Raw genomic sequence first — 16106 nt, forward strand, 5'->3', positions numbered from 1 at the left:
GCAACACTCAACAAATCTAAAACAGCACTCACAATTAATCGCCAAGAATTTAAATTAGCTTTAGAAAAAATCAGTGCAGGGATTGATAAGCAGATAGCTTCACTCAAGAAGGCTAAACAAGGGTATGACGCTAAGGAAATGGCGAATGAGACCATTAATGAGCTAAATATCTTTGAAGCAATTATAGAGGGATTTAACGAAGCAGAAGGCACTAGTTTAAAGCTAGCAGACATCACCAACCTTGAAACGGCTCAAGGATGGATTGATGAGTTTTTAGAGAAGTATTCTGAGTCTTGATTAAGCAACACCACCCCACTTTGTGGGGTTTTAATAAGAGCTATAGATCCTGCTATAGAGTGAAAGCCCATGCCAGCAATAGTTTTATATTCAAGGAAAGATAATGTCTAGCGTACAATTAAACTATATATATAATTTACTATTCAAAGTTCAGGTATTACAGCGATCTGGCGAATCTTTTATGTCATTATTCAATGATATAATGAGCTATTCAGACCACCGTTTTCAATCCATATCACCATGGGGTAAATGGGGCGATGGTGGGAATGATGGTTACATTTATGATGATGGACATTACTTTCAAGTTTATGCTCCTAAACCAAATACTCAATGGAATCCACCTAATGCTTTTAGAAAAGCAAAACAAGACTTTCATAAGTTGGGAGAAAAGTGGAGTAATATAAGAAAATATAGTTTTGTGATAAATGATCGTTTTGAGGGTTCACCAGCTCCTTTAAACAATGAACTAGATTTATTTAGACAAGAAACAGCCTTGGAATTATGTGAGTCTTTTGATTCAAGAAAACTATTACTTAGATTTAATAACTTAGAGCACAACTTAAAAGATATTATTGTTGGAGCCGTTCCAAATATTGAAGAAGTTAATATTAATTTTTATTATTCTGAAATAAATACCCTATTAATATATTTAGCCGATAAGGCACATAGTTCTAAATTCTCTCTTTTAGAAATCAATGTTCCTGATTTTGAAAGGAAAATATTACTAAACAATCTAAGTCCACAAATTGCAGATGAGCTTCGAAATAATATAAAAAAAGTCCAACTTATAGATGATTACTTAGACTCAGTTAAAGGGGGTATCTCACAAGAAATTAGCACATACATTCATGAAGTTTATGAACAAAGTAAACTCTTATTTTGTGGTCAAGAAGATGAGATTGATTTACAATATGCATGGATTAGAGATGAACTTATCCCACCAGAAATCAGAAACAATCCAATACATAGAATGACTCTTGCAGGATATAGGGCTGTTTCCTCGATTGTTTTGGCTAAATACTTTGAAAGTTGTGACGTCTATGAACATCCTGACAGCTTTACTACCTCATAAGCACACTCCATTCTCCGAGTCTTTAATTGGTATTGCTGGATTTCTTAATTCAATTATCCCGACCAATAGCATATCAATTGATGAATTGTGGGCTTTAGTTGAAATTAAACAAAAAAGCTATCCATGTAATATAAATTTTGAACAAATGATCCTAGCAATAGATATTTTATTTGCAATTAATATTATTAATCTAAACATTGATGGACGAATTCAGAAGATATCCTCATGAATTTAATAAAAATTGAATCTGATTTAGAGAGTTTCAAAACAATCAAATTTAATCCAACCGGATTAAGCATTATTTTGGGTGATGATCCTGTTAATGCTACCGAAGATGGTGGCAGTAATGGAGTTGGTAAAACCCTAAGTCTAGCGATTCTACATCATTGTTTAGGTGCAAAGAATTCAATACCTAAAATATCAACTAAAATGCCTAAAAAGCATTTTACCTTAGAATATGATTTCAACAACAATAAGAATGTGATTTCTAGATCTACCATAGGTAATCATATAACTATCAATAAAAATGAATATAATCTTCGTACATTAAGAGAATATTTAAATAATGCAGGTTTCTTTTATATTCCTGAAAATTCTGAATATTTAACATTTCGAAGCTTAATTAAGCGTTTTTCTCGCTTAACAAAAAAAGATTGTGATCACCCTCTGTCTACTGAATCTGAAAAAGATTATGTTGCTTTATTGAATTCCTTACATCTATTAGGAATGGATATATCTTTAGCCATCACAAAGAAAAAATTAAAAACTAAACTTGACTTAATAACCCAAGAGCTAAAATCCTTCAAGGATAGCAACACAATAAAATCATTAGTTCTTAATGGAAAAAATCCAAAAATACATCTAGATAAAACAGCTCATGAAATCGAACTACTAGAAAAAAAATTGAAAAATTTTGAGATTGTTGATGATTTTAAAATAATAGAGCGAGAAGCTAATGCACTAAAAAATCTAATTTCTAACAATGAAAAAGAAATTTCTATCCTTGAATTCAATAAAGCTAATATCGAAAAATCACTAAAAATAACTCCTGATATTTCAAAATCAGATCTATATAAAATGTATAATGGTTTAGAATCTATTTTTAAGCCTGAAATACTTAAACACTTTGATGCTGTTGAAAACTTTCATAATACAATTGCAAAAAATAGAGACCTTCGACTAAAAAATGATCTTATTGAAATTAGCAATAAAATCATTGAATTAACACTACAAAATAAAATTAATATAAAAAACCAACAAGATAAAGTTAACTACTTACAAGGAAAAAGTGCACTTGACGAATATACTGTTATTGCTAATAAACTTGTAGATTTAAGAAATACATATGAAACTGTAAATAATTTTCTTAACTTGGAAACACAATTAAATAAACAAAAACTTGATATTCAAGAACTAATGATAAAAGAAGATAGACGAGCCTTAGAACTCATTGAAAATAATCCTTTAAACGAAAAAGATTTAATCTTTAAAGATATTATTGAACATTTATATGAAGATGCTGCAGCTGGAATCATCTTAGAAAACAATACAGGTATTAACCAAATTCGATACAACTTAAAGATTGCAGTTGATGGCTCTGATTCTGATGGGATTGATAATGCAAGTGTACTCGCCTTTGATGTGTTAAATTTATTTAATGGAAGCAACCACAATATTAACTTCCTTTGGCATGACAATAGGCTATTCGCTGATATTAATCCTAAAGCAAGAGCATCTTGGTTTAAGTATATCATCCAAAGATTAAAGTCAACAAATAAACAATATATTGCATCACTAAATAATGAAAATCTATTAAGTATGCGAGAGTATTTAACTCTTGAAGAGTTTTCAGAAATTAAAAAATGTATTATTCTTAACCTGAAAGGTGATAAACCAGAGAATAAATTACTTGGTGTACAAATAGAAAATTATATAGAAAATATTACAAATTAAATCGAATAAGCTCCATCCAACCCACCCAGTGTGGGTTTTCTTTTGTCTATTAAAACACAAAAATTAGGTTTGTCTAATTTTATTAGGAATACCTATTGACTTATTAATTAGGTTTGCCTAATATTTATCTCGTAAACACAAAAAAGCACCTAACTTTCTGACGGCAGGTGCTTTGCAAACTTTGCGAGGTAAGTATGGAACAGAACACTCCTAATGGTCAAGAGATCAAGTCTCTACATAAGCGCCATGACGAATTTTTACAGACAGCTAAGGAAGCATTTGGCTTTTTAGCTATCGCAGCAATCTTCTTCTTTTTAGCACTCATGTACTTCGATCGTTTGACCGAAGAACCACGTCAGTCAGTAGTAATTGAGCGAGGTGTTAAATGAATGCATCTACTAAATTCGCTGAATTCCTCAGCCGTGAACCAAATGGTGATATGCGGATGCGCCTTGGTCCAACTATCTACGTCCAAAAAGGCTTTAAGTTTTACACGGAAGTAAACGGTGAATTAATCCGTATTCCTCTTGAAACATTGGTTGCTAAACCTTGGATTCAACGAAACTTTGAAGCTGAAAAGATTTTTCAACGTCGAAAACAATTAGCAATGGATCTTCAACGATCTCATATCCCTTCTCACGAACGTAAGGCTTATAAACGTCGTATGGGTTGGGTTGGCGCTCACTAAGGGGAAATATCATGGCTATAAATATTATTCCTGCGGATCAAGCTTTGAATGTAAGTGCAATTATCACTTACATCTATGCAGATCCTGGTCTTGGTAAAACATCACTTGGCTTCACTGGTGATAAAACAATTTCTTTTGACTTTGACCGTGGTGCACATCGTACAGGTGAGTTACGTCGTGGCGCTGTAGTACCTGTTCAACAGTGGTCTGATGTTGCAAGTCTTACACCACAAGATTTAGCGCCTTTCAATACGATTGTTATTGATACCGTTGGTGCAATGCTTGAAAGCATTAAAACGCATCTATTGTTGAATGCTACAAACCGTCAAAAAGATGGTGCTTTGAAATTAAAGGCTCAAGGCTTAGCGAACCAAACATTTAAACAGTATGTGAATACGCTTATCAGTATGGGTAAAGATGTTGTTTTTATTGCTCATGCTTCAGAAGATCAGAATGGTGATCAAATTATTTACCGCCCTGACTTGGGCGGCAAGAATCGCAATGAGCTTTATCGTATTGCTGACATTATGGGCTACTTGACCACTGTTACCACAGGCGAAGGTAAGCATGAACGTGTAATTAGCTTTAAGCCGTGCCCTACTCACCATGCAAAAAATGCAGGCGGTTTAGGTGGAGATACTGGTGAAGTTTGGGTACCCGATCTTAAAACACACCCTACTTTCTTGGCTGATTTAATTAAACAGGCAAAAGACCATATCAACACACTTACACCTGATCAACTTGCAATGATTAAGGCTAGTGAGGAAATGGAGAATTTTGTCCAAAGTTGTTGTGAAGCTCAATATGCAAGTGAGTTAAATCAATTAACTGAGTCTTTAGATAAACAACATCCTTTCTATCAAAACATGCGTTTATCTGTATTGAATCGTGCCACTGAGTTGAAGTGCACTTATAACAAAGAACGTGGTTCTTGGGTTGATTCACCTGAATTTAACGGCATTACGGATGCTCAACGTGATGAACTTCAAGACCTATTAAATGAAGCGGGCATCGATGTGATGACGTTCTGTGAAAACAATGGAGTTGACAGCCTAATAAGTATCGAAGCTCAACATTTTGAAGCCGTTAAAGCTGATGTAATCAAACAAGGACAAGGGAAAGCTGTCGCATGAACACAGTAATTTTAGATACAGAAACTCATTCAATTAATGGTTATCCGATCGAAATCGCTTATGCACCCTGCTCTTTTGAGCAAGGTGTATTGGTGGTAAATCAAGACCAAGTGTTTGATGAATATTACTCTTGCCCTGAACCAATCGCTTTAGGTGCTATGGCTGTTCATCACATCCTTGAAAGTGATATTGCATTAAAGCCAAGTTTTGAAACTTTCCGTCTACCAAGTGATGTTACTTACATCATTGGTCACAACGTGGATTACGACATTCAAGCAATTCGCCTATGTGATTCATCTATCAATGTGAAAGGTATTTGTACCTTAGCTTTAGCTCGAATGGTTTGGAAAAACTTAGATTCTCATACGCTTGGTGCTTTGTATTACCACGTTATGGAAGATCAAGAGGCTGCGCGTAAACATCTTCGCCATGCACACAATGCAAAAGCTGATATCTATTTTACTGGTGTGATTTTACAAGCTCTTGTTTCTGATCTAGGCATTAAAGATATGAACTCTCTTTATTTAATGTCTGAATCTGCTCGAATCCCAAAAGTTATCGGATTTGGAAAGCATAAAGGTACCGCATTAAAGGATTTAGAAAAGAGCTATGTGGCTTGGTTATTAAAACAGGACAACGTAGACAAATATTTGCGCAAAGCACTGGAGGCACTATGAACACTCCTAAATTATACATCTGGACATATAAGGCAAAAGTTCAAGGTGGTCGTGGTTTTATCCGTGGCCGTGTTGAGGCTCCAAATGGCTTTCAGGCTGAACAGGCAATTAAGCGCAACAATTTAATGGTTGATACAGTTTTAAACGTAAAAATTGATCGTTCTGTGAATGCTCGTTTGTATGCTTTTGAACCTTGGCAGGAGCTTGCAGCATGACACAAAAACGAATTGTTAAAAGTAAGAACGCCTTAGGTTTAAAAATTTGGCTTGGATATCTTGGCTACAAAATCACAAGTTTGGCAGGTCAAGGCTTCACAGCTCGTCTTGAAGATAAAGCACTTCAAAAGAAGATTAAGAAGCAACATCACTATGTATTGGTGACGGATCCTTTGGGTGGTAATAGTGCGGCTCATGAATTAGGTGCTGAATATGAAATGCACCTGCGTAGTCCTGAAATCACAGATGAAACACAAAACAAATTAATGAAATTGGCGAAGGTGGCGTGATGATTGGTACTCAAATAAAACCTGATTATTCAAAAGAAGTGGCTCAATTCTTAGCAAATGGTGGGCAGATTCAACAGGCTGTAAATACCAATAAAGCTGAGTTTAATTACTGCAATGCAGATACTGCTATTAAAAGTGCAGAACGTCCTAACAGTCATCAAAACCATATTTTGCGTATACGTGCAGAAAAACAAAGTTTAAAAAGCTACACCCCTGTTGCACCGTGCAAATCATGCGAAACATCTGAACGCTCTGTTAAATCAAACGCATGCCTCGAATGTGACCGTCGCAGGGTGCGTGCAAGAACAGGATTGAGTTCTAAAAATTTAGAAGCAATTGGTCATTATCTTTTAGCGAAAAATGAGTCAATCGAGTTCACCAGTAATGGTCAAAAATATGTATTAAAGGTTGAGGTGGCGTGATGGATATTCAAAACTTAACAAATGTATCAACTGTAGTGATTAATTCTCTATTAATGCTTCTTAAGGATAATCATGTTGATGTTAATTCTGTGGTTATGCAGCTATCAAACAATAAAGATGAAGCTATTTCACTAGAAGTTAATTTGGGTGAGTTGGCACAGCAAACACTAAGTGAATTGCAAAAAGCTAAAGCCCAAAAAGTGGCTGTGCCTGAGGGGTTTGTTTTGGTTAAAAAGCGCAACATGATCGGCAACCCGAATGTTGATTGGTTGCAAGCCCCCAAGTGGGCTAGGTATTGGCTTAAGGATGGTCACTCAAATAAGTATTGGTGGTCAAGTATTCGCCCTGTTAAAGACATGGATGTAAATGCCTTTTGTTGGAGAGGTGATTATTTTGCAGAAGAAGCACCATCTTTTAATTTTCTAGGCTCTTGGGATAAATCTTTAACTAGTCGTAAAGCCATAATCGAAGCACAGGAGCAAGTGGGATGAAAATGAATGCACCAATTCAAATTGAAATGAAGGTTTACGCTGTTGAAGAAGAAACCGAGCGTCAAGCCATTGTTACTATGTCGCTTCCTGTCGGTCAATACCCTACTCGATCCACCTTTGAAGCTATTTTCAAGAAGGCAGAAGAAGCCCTACCTGAAGGCTACCGTGCGATGAATAAACGTGAATTTTTTAATGCGTATTTGCAAGATGAATACGGTACAACTGAAACTTTTGCAGTACCAGGTTCTAGAGAGTTTACGAATGATGTAATTGAAATGGAGCCAACCAATGACTGAATACAAAATTACAAGTCTAAAGGATCTACTAAACATCCCTGTGGATCGAGTTGATGATTGCTTGGATGAGTTAAAAGATGGCTTGAAGTTGATGCATGCTCAAATGGTGGCTTTTGAAATCCCTGTGGCTGACGCTGTATTCGATAGCTTCACCTGGAAAGATGATGGTGCGAAAGATATGACCAGCAATGCGCATTTTTCTTGTGGTGGTGTTGTTCAAGTTAAGGTGGATCGAAATGACTGAAATTCAAAAAAACATTGCTGTAGCGAATTTCGTTATTGATGAGCTTCATAAAGATAAGCCGTTTGTTTTGAAGTTGGATATTGAAGAGCGTAAGCATTTCTTATTGGTTTTAGGTAATTCAAAAATAGATTTGAAGATTAACCATCATGCGAATGGCTGTGATGTTTTGATTGAAAATAGTGTGGCTGATCAAATTTACCACATGCTTTCTTCTTATATCGCAAAGCATGATTTACCTGAAAGTGTGGTTGAGAGTTTGAGGGAAGTGTCGTGAATGCAAAAGTTTTAGATCCATGCTGTGGTTCTCGAATGATGCACTTTGATCACAAAAACAAAAATGTTGTGTTTGGTGATATCAGAACCGAAAACCATATCCTTTGTGATGGTCGCTCATTAGAAGTTAATCCAGATATCGAGATGGATTTTCGTGATATGCCTTTCAATGATGGCCAATTTAAATTAGTAGTTTTTGATCCCCCACATTTAGTTCGTGCAGGTGCTCATTCGTGGTTAGCATTGAAGTACGGAAAACTTCAAGAAGATTGGTGTGATGATTTAAGAAAAGGTTTTGAAGAGTGCTTTCGTGTTTTGGCCAATGACGGGATTTTAATTTTCAAATGGAATGAAACTCAAATAAAAGTTTCTGAAATTTTAAAACTAACAGATCAAAAACCGTTGTTTGGCCACATTAGTGGTAAGCGTGCCAATACACATTGGATTACCTTTATGAAGGTGGAAAGTTTGAAGGAGGTGGGTTGATGAGCAAAGAAGCCTTGCACGGAGAAGAAGACCGCCTTTTAAAAACAAGTGAAGTTTCTGAGATGGTTGGTATGACACGTGTAACAATTTCAAAATCAATGGAGCTTGGTCAATTCCCTGAACCTGATTGGACAAGCCCTAGCGGTTATAAACATTGGTGGAAATCAACAATTTATAGTCACTTTAATAAAAAAACAGCCCTCGCATCATGAGGGCTTCTTTTCTTCAAAGGTAATATTTTTAGAAGATGCATATTGAGTTTTTAGCTCATCACAATAATCAGACCACCTTTGCATCATCGCTTTACGCTTATCCAGATGTTTGGTTCGGTTGTATGCCCTACCATGCATATCTCTTACTTGATGGGCAAGCTGTTGCTCAATAATATCAAGCGGAAATTCTAAAATTTCATCTAATAAAGTACGCGCAATCGCTCGAAAGCCATGCCCTGTCATATCTTCTTTACTGTACCCCATGCGACGAAGTGCCATATTTATAGACATATCAGAGATGGGCCTATTTTTGTCGGAACGTGATGGAAATACAAAATCAGAATTGTTTGTAAAATTATAAGCTTCTTTCAGGATTACTAATGCTTGTGTAGATAATGGAACTATATGATCAAGCCCAGTTTTTGAAGATGTTTTAGATGGCGTGTATGACCAAGTTGCATTGTCAAAATCAATATCTGACCATTTAGCATTACGAAGCTCACCGATACGAACAAAAACCAATGGTGCGAGTTGTAACGCAAATTTTACGTGCACAAGTTGCGATTCATAATTATCAATGTCAAAAAGCAATCGCGCAAAATCAAATGGATCTGTTAGTGCTGGGTAGTGGTTTTTTTCTCTTTGTGTGATTGTGCCTGACAAGTCTTGAGCTATATCCCTATCACATAATCCCATTTTTACCGCAAAACGAAATACTTGCGATGCTTTTGATCGAATACGCATTGCGGATTCAATAAAGCCTTTGTTTTCATCTTTTTCAATAACTTTTGCTAAATCTCTTGGTGTTATATCAGAAATAGGCATATTTCCAAGATCACGATAAAGTTTCTCAAAAATACGGTTATTCCTAATTACTGTTGCTGCAGCCAATCTCTGTTTGCTTTTAAATAATTCTGATACAGATTTGAAAGTTGCCTGCTGTTTTAGTCTTTCTTTTTCCTCTACGCCCTGCTTTTCAGATTGTGGGTCTTTGCCTTCAGTTAATAAAGCACGAAATTGATCACGATATTCGCGTGCTTTCGCTAATGAAATTTGCGGATAAGCACCTATCGACATTGTGTTTCTTTTTTTTGTGACTGGTCGCGTGTAATCGAAACGCCACATAATTGAGCCATTTTTGCGAATTAGAAGATTCAATCCTGCACCATCTGACAATCGAACGTCTGTTTTTAAGCCATTGGGATTGTTAGATTTTATATCTCGGAGGAATGCTTTTATTTTGCTGTCAGTAAGCGAAATTACTTGTTTTGGCATTTTTTGCGTTACACCTATGAGTACAAATTCATTCTGTAACGCAACCTGTAATGCATCAATGCGTTACAACTTTGAATTACTTTAAACAACTTTATACAGGTTTTTTATTCTAAACCCAAGGTGAACAACAAGTTTATACAGCTTTTTGCAAGTTTTAATATAGTAAATGGTGCGCTCAGCGGGACTCGAACCCACGCCACAGGCTTCGGAGACCTGTACTCTATCCAGTTGAGCTATGAGCGCGCGACGCACATCATAACAAAAAAAATCAAAAGATAAAGCAACTATATAGATAGCCCCCAATTTACTGCTTACTGTTTATACAATGTTCACATAATACAACGCAGTATTTCATTCTTCATCTTGGTTTCTGAATCAAGATCACTCACAATATGCTTAATACTGACCAAGTGAGAAATATATGTCTGATGCATTAGTGCTTAAAGACCTATCTAAAACCTATAAAAATGGGTTTCAGGCATTAAAAGGTGTGAATCTAACTGTACCTGAAGGTGAATTTTATGCACTTTTAGGGCCTAATGGTGCGGGTAAATCAACGACTATTAGCATTATTAGTTCTTTAACAAAGAAAACATCAGGCACAGTAGAAATTTTTGGTCACAATTTAGATACGCATCCATCTCAAGCCAAACAATGTTTAGGGATCGTACCTCAAGAATTCAACTTTGGTCATTTTGAAAAAACCTTTGATATTTTAGTTACACAAGCAGGTTACTACGGCATTCCTAAAAAAACAGCCGAACAACGAGCTGAAGAATATTTAGAAAAATTAGGCCTATGGGATAAACGTGCAGTCCAAGCACGTATGCTCTCTGGCGGTATGAAACGTCGCCTTATGATTGCCCGTGCCATGATGCATAATCCTAAACTGCTTATTTTAGATGAACCTACTGCTGGTGTAGATATTGAATTAAGACGCTCAATGTGGGATTTCCTCACAGAAATGAATGACAAAGGCACATCTATTATTCTTACCACACATTATTTAGAAGAAGCTGAAATGTTGTGCCGTCAAATTGCCATTATTGACCGTGGTATGATTAAAGAAGATACCTCTATGAAGAACTTCTTAAATCAACTCAATGAAGAATCATTTATTTTTGATTTAACACAACCTATTCAAGCCCCAACTTTAGATATTATTGGTGTTCGTTTTAATTTAATCGATCCACTAACACTTGAAGTCACAATGGATAAAGCTCATAGCTTAAATGATCTATTCCAGTTACTAGAGTCGCAATGTATTCAGGTTCGTAGTATGCGTAATAAATCGAATCGTCTTGAAGAGCTATTTGTCAAAATGGTCGAAAAAAATCTTGATGGAGCAGCGCAATAATGAATTTCACTCAACTTAGAGTTGCGCTTTATACGCTTGTCCATAAAGAAATTCGACGCTTTATGCGTATTTGGCCACAAACGCTGTTACCACCTGCTATTACCATGAGCCTTTATTTTGTTATTTTCGGAAACTTAGTGGGTTCACGAATTGGGCAAATGGGCGGCTTTAGCTATATGCAGTTTATTGTACCCGGCTTAATTATGATGGCTGTAATCACCAATAGTTATTCCAACGTATCTTCCAGCTTCTTTAGTGCAAAGTTTCAAAAAAGTATTGAAGAGCTGATCATGAGCCCTGTTCCTCTACATGCCATTTTATGGGGCTATGTATTAGGTGGTGTGTGTCGTGGTGTTCTCGTTGGTATTATTGTAACGGTAATGAGTTTATTTTTTACTGACCTTTATATTACCAATTGGTTTGTAACTATATATACGGTACTAATCACTTCATTTTTATTTGCATTAGGCGGTTTCATTAACGCTGTTTATGCCAAGTCATTTGATGATATTTCAATTATTCCAACCTTTGTTCTTACACCACTTACCTACTTAGGTGGCGTATTTTATGCTATTTCGGCACTTAGTCCATTTTGGCAAAATTTATCTTTAATTAACCCTATTGTGTATATGGTCAATGCATTTCGCTACGGTATTTTGGGTCATAGCGATGTCAATGTTGGACTATCTTTAACAGTTATTACTTTATTCTGTGCAGTGTTATACGGCATTGCATACTATTTACTTTCTCGTGGTTCAGGAATGCGTGAATAATGAGCGTAGAAAAATCTTTATTAGGTAAAGACACTAATTACCCAACAGAATATCAACCCGATATTTTATTTCCAATCTCTCGTGAACAAGCACGTGAGTCTTATAGTCATATCAATCATATTCGTCAGGGTAAAGATTGGTGGCATGTATTTGAAATTTCATGGCTCAATGCACATGGAATTCCACAAGTCGCTATTGGTCGTTTAACACTTCCTGCATCTTCGCCAAATTTAATCGAATCGAAATCTTTGAAGCTCTACTTTAATAGTATGAACTTTACTAAATTCGATTCTAAAGAAACATTTATTGCCACGGTCGAAAAAGATTTATCTGCTGCTGCTGAAGCCAAAGTTACAATTGACCTATTTGATGCCAATGATTTAGACATTGCACAACCTGAAGGCATTTGTATTGATGATCTAATGCCTGAGCGTTTGGAAAATCACCCTGACTCCTCTTTACTCAAACTTGATGATTCAAATGAAGATGTAGAAGTTCATTTGTATTCACATTTATTAAGAAGTAACTGCCCAGTCACTGGACAACCCGATTGGGGTACTGTATTTATACGTTTCAAGGGTAAAAAGCCATGTTATAAAAGTATCTTGGCTTATATTATTTCTTATCGCCAACATAATGGTTTCCACGAACAATGTGTGGAACAAATGTTTGCTGATATTTGGCAAAACCTTAGCCCTGAAAAGCTAATGGTTTATGCAACATATACTCGTCGTGGTGGTTTAGATATCAATCCATGCCGTGTATCTGATTTAACATGGATGCCTCGCCCAATTCGATTGGCACGACAGTAAAATAAACAACATTGAGGTTGAACAACTATGCCATTTTTTGGATTTATTCCATCTAAAGAACTTTTAGACAGCATTGAAATTGCCCAGCAAAAAAGAAACTCAAGTGAGCCTCTTTATCCACTTCGTGATAAAACAGCCTTACTTATTAATGATGAAATCATTGATGCTATTTTAACTGAGCTTGTTCGTCTCTTTCCACAAAGTGACAAACGTGATACCGCTGAAAAATTGGCTGGTTATATCAAATCTTCCGTTGCGGTTTTACTAAAGCAGCTTATGAGCAAAGCTTCGAATGATGTGATTAAACAATCGATCGAGTTTTCATATAAAAGCCTATTTAAAGATGCTCAAGGTAATCTCCGTGTTGGTGAAAACTTAGATGCAAACTTAGTTACAAACTTAAAGATGACATTTTCAGAAATTAAAGCAGGAAATGATGTAAATAAGGCGGCTTTAGCTGAACTCTATAAACAGTTTGCTGATGCTACTGTGCGTCACTTTATGATTGATTTTAATAAAACTTTAGATTTAGGCATGATTAAACGCAAAGCTTCAGATATTGGTGCCTCTGCTGTAACCAAAGCTGTTCATATTGCAACGGATAAAATCTTCTTAAACCTAACGAAAGATGAGTTACGTATTCTTGCAGAATATCATGACACTTTATTTCACAATTAATTGTCTATTAACTCTCGAAATACAAAAAAACCTAGCACTGCTAGGTTTTTTTGTATCAATATTTATAGATTCATTATTCATCATCACTTTCATGTGCTAGCATCCAAAACATTACAATTAATCCTATATTTAGCTATGTCATCAGACATTCAATATAAGTTTTTGCGCTATTCGCCTCGTAATGGTTTAGGCAATTCTAATAAATTATCTATATTTCAGCGTCTCCATTTAGATCCATGGTTATGCTTATTCATTTCGCTGACCGCATTATTAGGATTTATTACTTTATATAGTGCATCTGGCGAAAATGTTCTTATGCTCTCTAAGCAAATGATGAGCTTTGGTATTGGCTTTATTGTCATGATTTCGCTTGCACAAATTCAACCCAAAGTTTACGAGGCTTTTACTCCCTTCTTCTATCTATTTGGCTTAATTGCTTTAGGATTAGTTTTTGTCATTGGCGAAGTGCGTATGGGCGCACAACGATGGATTGACATCCCCGGTTTCGGAAGTGTTCAACCAAGTGAATTTATGAAAATTGCAATGCCTATGATGGCAGCTTGGTTTGTTTCAAGACGTGGTTTACCACCTTCTTTTTTACGTATTATTTTTACTTTAATTCTTATTATTTTACCCTTTTTAATGATTGCCAAACAACCCGATCTTGGGACATCTGCCCTTGTATTAGCAAGCGGTGTTTTTGTCTTATTTTTAAGTGGATTATCTTGGCGTTTAATTGCTTTTGCAGGAACAAGCGTTGCTATAGTTATTCCTTTTTTCTGGGAGTTTTTATTACACGATTATCAAAAAAAACGTGTGATGACTTTATTTAATCCTGAAGCAGATGCCTTAGGTTCTGGATGGAACATTATTCAATCAAAAATTGCAATTGGCTCAGGTGGATTTTCAGGTAAAGGTTTTTTATCGGGTACGCAATCGCATTTACATTATTTACCCGAAGGACATACCGATTTTATTATTGCAGCCTTCTCAGAAGAGTTTGGTTTTATTGGTATTATGATTTTAATGCTACTTTATTTTGCAATTATTGTAAGAACCATGCAAATTAGTATGCTTTCACTCGATAATTACGGAAAATTGCTATCAGGTGGCTTAGGACTAGCCTTTTTCGTTTATGTTTTTGTGAATGCAGGCATGGTTAGCGGTATATTACCTGTTACAGGTATTCCTCTACCATTTATGAGTTATGGTGGTACAGCAATTATTACCTTAATGGCATCCTTTGGCATCGTCATGTCAATCTATACACACAGATAGTACGCTTGGAACTTAGTATTTATGTCTACCCTAAAATTCTATAAAAAAATAATATATTTACCATTAATACTTGGTTCATTTTCAATGACGAGTTTTTGTCATGCCAATGACTTTAAATCAACACCCGAATACCAGAACTTTAAACAAAAAACCATGCAAAAGTATGGACTTTCCGAAGTACAAGTCGACTGGGCAATGGATGGCGCTAAGAACCTCCCAAATATTATTAATATCATGAATCGCCCAGGTGAAAGCAAACCATGGTATTCCTATAAAACTAATTTCTTGTCTGAAGGCACAATTCGACGTGGAGTAAGTTTTAAGAATCAATATGCAGACACCTTAAATAGAGCCGAACAGCAATTTGGTGTGCCACAATCGATCATTTTAGGTATTTTAGGTGTTGAAACAGGTTATGGATCGAATAAAGGATCTTTTGTTACCCGCGATGCCTTAGCGACCTTAGGTTTTGGCTATGAAAGACGCGCTCAATATTTCCAAGATGAATTAGCCGCACTGATTGCTTGGTCATATAAAGATGGTGTTACAGCTAACTCAATTGTAGGTTCGTATGCTGGTGCTGTTGGCTATCCCCAATTTATGCCAAGTAACATCCCTATTTTTGGCGTAGATTATGACAACAACGGACATGTCGACTTAAGAAACTCAGCGGTAGATGCAATTGGTTCAATTGCTAACTACCTTGCTCAAAATGGTTGGCAACGTGATCAACCCATTGCATTCCAAGCTCGATACACAGGAAATGATCCAGATTCCATTATTGCAAAAGATTTAACACAACCAGTTCCCTATGGTGTATTAAAAACTCAAGGTATTTCACCATTAAATCCCTTAGTCAAAATTGATGACCTCGACTTAGTCAATGTCATCCAACTACAAGAAAGCCACGGACCCATTTACTACATTACTTACCCAAACTTTCAGGTCATTACAACTTATAACAGAAGTCGTATGTATGCCACAGCACTGTGGCTTTTAGGTACAGAAGTTGCTGGTCGATAAGACCAGCTTTTTAATCGAACTAACAAAAGTCAATAATTTTATTTAACTTATTGATTATTTTTTAATCATATTATATACTCTGTTACATCTTTGTTTATTTATTAATCAAAAAAACACACTTTTTAGACTTTTTACAACTATTTTAAACCTCAGACTAGACA

The 16106-nt window shown here is 35.8% G+C and carries 24 protein-coding genes and 1 tRNA gene; 23 read left to right on the forward strand and 2 right to left on the reverse strand.

All coding sequences use genetic code 11. From position 1 onward, the window contains the following. The 17 genes from AC5YC8_RS04110 to AC5YC8_RS04190 form a co-directional block, all read left to right on the forward strand. Positions 1-297: hypothetical protein (locus AC5YC8_RS04110; protein WP_496163653.1), on the forward strand; the 297-nt coding region annotated here is incomplete at its 5' end. 103 nt (positions 298-400) lie between these two features. Beyond that, on the forward strand, positions 401-1369 hold the full coding sequence (locus AC5YC8_RS04115; protein ID WP_496163654.1) for an ABC-three component system protein: 969 nt from the start codon (positions 401-403) through the stop codon (positions 1367-1369). Next, positions 1338-1598, forward strand: a complete 261-nt coding sequence (locus AC5YC8_RS04120) for an ABC-three component system middle component 6 (protein ID WP_496163655.1) — start codon at positions 1338-1340, stop codon at positions 1596-1598. Before AC5YC8_RS04115 ends, AC5YC8_RS04120 begins: the two co-directional genes overlap by 32 nt. Next, positions 1595-3322 carry a DUF2326 domain-containing protein gene (locus AC5YC8_RS04125; protein WP_496163656.1) on the forward strand — a complete coding sequence of 576 codons (1728 nt, stop codon included), beginning with the start codon at positions 1595-1597 and terminating at the stop codon, positions 3320-3322. Before AC5YC8_RS04120 ends, AC5YC8_RS04125 begins: the two co-directional genes overlap by 4 nt. 194 nt (positions 3323-3516) lie before the next feature. Then, on the forward strand, positions 3517-3711 hold the full coding sequence (locus tag AC5YC8_RS04130; protein ID WP_496163657.1) for a hypothetical protein: 195 nt from the start codon (positions 3517-3519) through the stop codon (positions 3709-3711). Further along, positions 3708-4010 (forward strand): hypothetical protein, encoded by a 303-nt coding sequence (locus AC5YC8_RS04135; protein ID WP_496163658.1) that lies wholly within the window; start codon positions 3708-3710, stop codon positions 4008-4010. The genes AC5YC8_RS04130 and AC5YC8_RS04135 overlap by 4 nt, the downstream gene beginning before the upstream one ends. 11 nt (positions 4011-4021) lie before the next feature. Further along, on the forward strand, positions 4022-5143 hold the full coding sequence (locus AC5YC8_RS04140; protein ID WP_496163659.1) for an ATP-binding protein: 1122 nt from the start codon (positions 4022-4024) through the stop codon (positions 5141-5143). Beyond that, a complete protein-coding gene (locus tag AC5YC8_RS04145) occupies positions 5140-5820 on the forward strand; it encodes a 3'-5' exonuclease (protein ID WP_496163660.1) in 681 nt (226 codons plus the stop codon). The genes AC5YC8_RS04140 and AC5YC8_RS04145 overlap by 4 nt, the downstream gene beginning before the upstream one ends. Continuing rightward, on the forward strand, positions 5817-6035 hold the full coding sequence (locus AC5YC8_RS04150) for a hypothetical protein (RefSeq protein WP_496163661.1): 219 nt from the start codon (positions 5817-5819) through the stop codon (positions 6033-6035). Before AC5YC8_RS04145 ends, AC5YC8_RS04150 begins: the two co-directional genes overlap by 4 nt. Then, complete coding sequence (locus AC5YC8_RS04155) at positions 6032-6325, forward strand: response regulator (RefSeq protein ID WP_496163662.1); 294 nt, start codon at positions 6032-6034, stop codon at positions 6323-6325. Before AC5YC8_RS04150 ends, AC5YC8_RS04155 begins: the two co-directional genes overlap by 4 nt. Further along, positions 6325-6747 (forward strand): hypothetical protein, encoded by a 423-nt coding sequence (locus AC5YC8_RS04160; protein ID WP_496163663.1) that lies wholly within the window; start codon positions 6325-6327, stop codon positions 6745-6747. Before AC5YC8_RS04155 ends, AC5YC8_RS04160 begins: the two co-directional genes overlap by 1 nt. After that, positions 6747-7238 (forward strand): hypothetical protein, encoded by a 492-nt coding sequence (locus tag AC5YC8_RS04165; RefSeq protein ID WP_496163664.1) that lies wholly within the window; start codon positions 6747-6749, stop codon positions 7236-7238. The genes AC5YC8_RS04160 and AC5YC8_RS04165 overlap by 1 nt, the downstream gene beginning before the upstream one ends. Further along, entirely contained in the window at positions 7235-7534 is a 300-nt protein-coding gene (locus AC5YC8_RS04170) for a hypothetical protein (protein ID WP_496163665.1), read from the forward strand. The genes AC5YC8_RS04165 and AC5YC8_RS04170 overlap by 4 nt, the downstream gene beginning before the upstream one ends. After that, the gene (locus AC5YC8_RS04175) at positions 7527-7778 is read left to right on the forward strand and encodes a hypothetical protein (protein WP_321104451.1); all 252 of its coding nucleotides are present in this window, start codon (positions 7527-7529) and stop codon (positions 7776-7778) included. Before AC5YC8_RS04170 ends, AC5YC8_RS04175 begins: the two co-directional genes overlap by 8 nt. Beyond that, complete coding sequence (locus AC5YC8_RS04180) at positions 7771-8052, forward strand: hypothetical protein (protein ID WP_496163666.1); 282 nt, start codon at positions 7771-7773, stop codon at positions 8050-8052. The genes AC5YC8_RS04175 and AC5YC8_RS04180 overlap by 8 nt, the downstream gene beginning before the upstream one ends. Continuing rightward, the gene (locus AC5YC8_RS04185) at positions 8049-8537 is read left to right on the forward strand and encodes an SAM-dependent methyltransferase (RefSeq protein ID WP_496163667.1); all 489 of its coding nucleotides are present in this window, start codon (positions 8049-8051) and stop codon (positions 8535-8537) included. The genes AC5YC8_RS04180 and AC5YC8_RS04185 overlap by 4 nt, the downstream gene beginning before the upstream one ends. Beyond that, entirely contained in the window at positions 8537-8749 is a 213-nt protein-coding gene (locus tag AC5YC8_RS04190; protein ID WP_496117014.1) for an AlpA family phage regulatory protein, read from the forward strand. Before AC5YC8_RS04185 ends, AC5YC8_RS04190 begins: the two co-directional genes overlap by 1 nt. Here AC5YC8_RS04190 and AC5YC8_RS04195 read toward each other — a convergent pair. Next, positions 8744-10024: a tyrosine-type recombinase/integrase gene (locus AC5YC8_RS04195; protein WP_496163668.1), complete on the reverse strand. Its 1281-nt coding sequence runs from the start codon at positions 10022-10024 to the stop codon at positions 8744-8746. The two genes, AC5YC8_RS04190 and AC5YC8_RS04195, sit on opposite strands and share 6 nt — an antisense overlap. Positions 10025-10191: 167 nt before the next feature. Continuing rightward, positions 10192-10267, reverse strand: a tRNA-Arg gene (locus AC5YC8_RS04200). A gap of 178 nt (positions 10268-10445) precedes the next feature. On the opposite strand from AC5YC8_RS04200, the gene AC5YC8_RS04205 reads away from it, so the two are divergent. The 6 genes from AC5YC8_RS04205 (at position 10446) to mltB (ending at position 15945) form a co-directional block, all read left to right on the forward strand. Next, positions 10446-11381 (forward strand): ABC transporter ATP-binding protein, encoded by a 936-nt coding sequence (locus tag AC5YC8_RS04205; protein ID WP_496117016.1) that lies wholly within the window; start codon positions 10446-10448, stop codon positions 11379-11381. Beyond that, the gene (locus AC5YC8_RS04210; RefSeq protein WP_496163669.1) at positions 11381-12154 is read left to right on the forward strand and encodes an ABC transporter permease; all 774 of its coding nucleotides are present in this window, start codon (positions 11381-11383) and stop codon (positions 12152-12154) included. The genes AC5YC8_RS04205 and AC5YC8_RS04210 overlap by 1 nt, the downstream gene beginning before the upstream one ends. Continuing rightward, entirely contained in the window at positions 12154-12966 is an 813-nt protein-coding gene (gene queF, locus AC5YC8_RS04215) for an NADPH-dependent 7-cyano-7-deazaguanine reductase QueF (RefSeq protein WP_496163670.1), read from the forward strand. Before AC5YC8_RS04210 ends, queF begins: the two co-directional genes overlap by 1 nt. A gap of 27 nt (positions 12967-12993) precedes the next feature. Next, complete coding sequence (locus AC5YC8_RS04220; protein ID WP_496163671.1) at positions 12994-13644, forward strand: hypothetical protein; 651 nt, start codon at positions 12994-12996, stop codon at positions 13642-13644. Between the two features lie 135 nt (positions 13645-13779). Beyond that, a complete protein-coding gene (gene rodA / locus AC5YC8_RS04225) occupies positions 13780-14922 on the forward strand; it encodes a rod shape-determining protein RodA (RefSeq protein WP_496163672.1) in 1143 nt (380 codons plus the stop codon). A 21-nt stretch (positions 14923-14943) separates the two neighbouring features. Continuing rightward, positions 14944-15945 carry a lytic murein transglycosylase B gene (mltB, locus tag AC5YC8_RS04230; RefSeq protein ID WP_496117021.1) on the forward strand — a complete coding sequence of 334 codons (1002 nt, stop codon included), beginning with the start codon at positions 14944-14946 and terminating at the stop codon, positions 15943-15945. Positions 15946-16106 lie beyond the last annotated feature (161 nt).

The sequence above is a fragment of the Acinetobacter sp. FY731 genome (genome assembly GCF_059515905.1).

Excerpts from the sequence above, each read along its gene's own strand:
- AC5YC8_RS04180 (WP_496163666.1), top strand. The coding sequence starts at position 7,771 with ATGACTGAAATTCAAAAAAACATTGCTGTAGCGAATTTCGTTATTGAT.
- AC5YC8_RS04205 (WP_496117016.1), top strand. The coding sequence starts at position 10,446 with ATGTCTGATGCATTAGTGCTTAAAGACCTATCTAAAACCTATAAAAAT.
- AC5YC8_RS04130 (WP_496163657.1), top strand. The coding sequence starts at position 3,517 with ATGGAACAGAACACTCCTAATGGTCAAGAGATCAAGTCTCTACATAAG.
- AC5YC8_RS04155 (WP_496163662.1), top strand. The coding sequence starts at position 6,032 with ATGACACAAAAACGAATTGTTAAAAGTAAGAACGCCTTAGGTTTAAAA.
- mltB (WP_496117021.1), top strand. The coding sequence starts at position 14,944 with ATGTCTACCCTAAAATTCTATAAAAAAATAATATATTTACCATTAATA.
- AC5YC8_RS04115 (WP_496163654.1), top strand. The coding sequence starts at position 401 with ATGTCTAGCGTACAATTAAACTATATATATAATTTACTATTCAAAGTT.
- queF (WP_496163670.1), top strand. The coding sequence starts at position 12,154 with ATGAGCGTAGAAAAATCTTTATTAGGTAAAGACACTAATTACCCAACA.
- AC5YC8_RS04120 (WP_496163655.1), top strand. The coding sequence starts at position 1,338 with ATGAACATCCTGACAGCTTTACTACCTCATAAGCACACTCCATTCTCC.
- AC5YC8_RS04150 (WP_496163661.1), top strand. The coding sequence starts at position 5,817 with ATGAACACTCCTAAATTATACATCTGGACATATAAGGCAAAAGTTCAA.
- AC5YC8_RS04170 (WP_496163665.1), top strand. The coding sequence starts at position 7,235 with ATGAAAATGAATGCACCAATTCAAATTGAAATGAAGGTTTACGCTGTT.
- AC5YC8_RS04220 (WP_496163671.1), top strand. The coding sequence starts at position 12,994 with ATGCCATTTTTTGGATTTATTCCATCTAAAGAACTTTTAGACAGCATT.
- AC5YC8_RS04145 (WP_496163660.1), top strand. The coding sequence starts at position 5,140 with ATGAACACAGTAATTTTAGATACAGAAACTCATTCAATTAATGGTTAT.
- AC5YC8_RS04210 (WP_496163669.1), top strand. The coding sequence starts at position 11,381 with ATGAATTTCACTCAACTTAGAGTTGCGCTTTATACGCTTGTCCATAAA.
- AC5YC8_RS04190 (WP_496117014.1), top strand. The coding sequence starts at position 8,537 with ATGAGCAAAGAAGCCTTGCACGGAGAAGAAGACCGCCTTTTAAAAACA.
- AC5YC8_RS04135 (WP_496163658.1), top strand. The coding sequence starts at position 3,708 with ATGAATGCATCTACTAAATTCGCTGAATTCCTCAGCCGTGAACCAAAT.
- AC5YC8_RS04195 (WP_496163668.1), bottom strand. The coding sequence starts at position 10,024 with ATGCCAAAACAAGTAATTTCGCTTACTGACAGCAAAATAAAAGCATTC.
- rodA (WP_496163672.1), top strand. The coding sequence starts at position 13,780 with ATGTCATCAGACATTCAATATAAGTTTTTGCGCTATTCGCCTCGTAAT.
- AC5YC8_RS04175 (WP_321104451.1), top strand. The coding sequence starts at position 7,527 with ATGACTGAATACAAAATTACAAGTCTAAAGGATCTACTAAACATCCCT.
- AC5YC8_RS04165 (WP_496163664.1), top strand. The coding sequence starts at position 6,747 with ATGGATATTCAAAACTTAACAAATGTATCAACTGTAGTGATTAATTCT.
- AC5YC8_RS04160 (WP_496163663.1), top strand. The coding sequence starts at position 6,325 with ATGATTGGTACTCAAATAAAACCTGATTATTCAAAAGAAGTGGCTCAA.
- AC5YC8_RS04140 (WP_496163659.1), top strand. The coding sequence starts at position 4,022 with ATGGCTATAAATATTATTCCTGCGGATCAAGCTTTGAATGTAAGTGCA.
- AC5YC8_RS04125 (WP_496163656.1), top strand. The coding sequence starts at position 1,595 with ATGAATTTAATAAAAATTGAATCTGATTTAGAGAGTTTCAAAACAATC.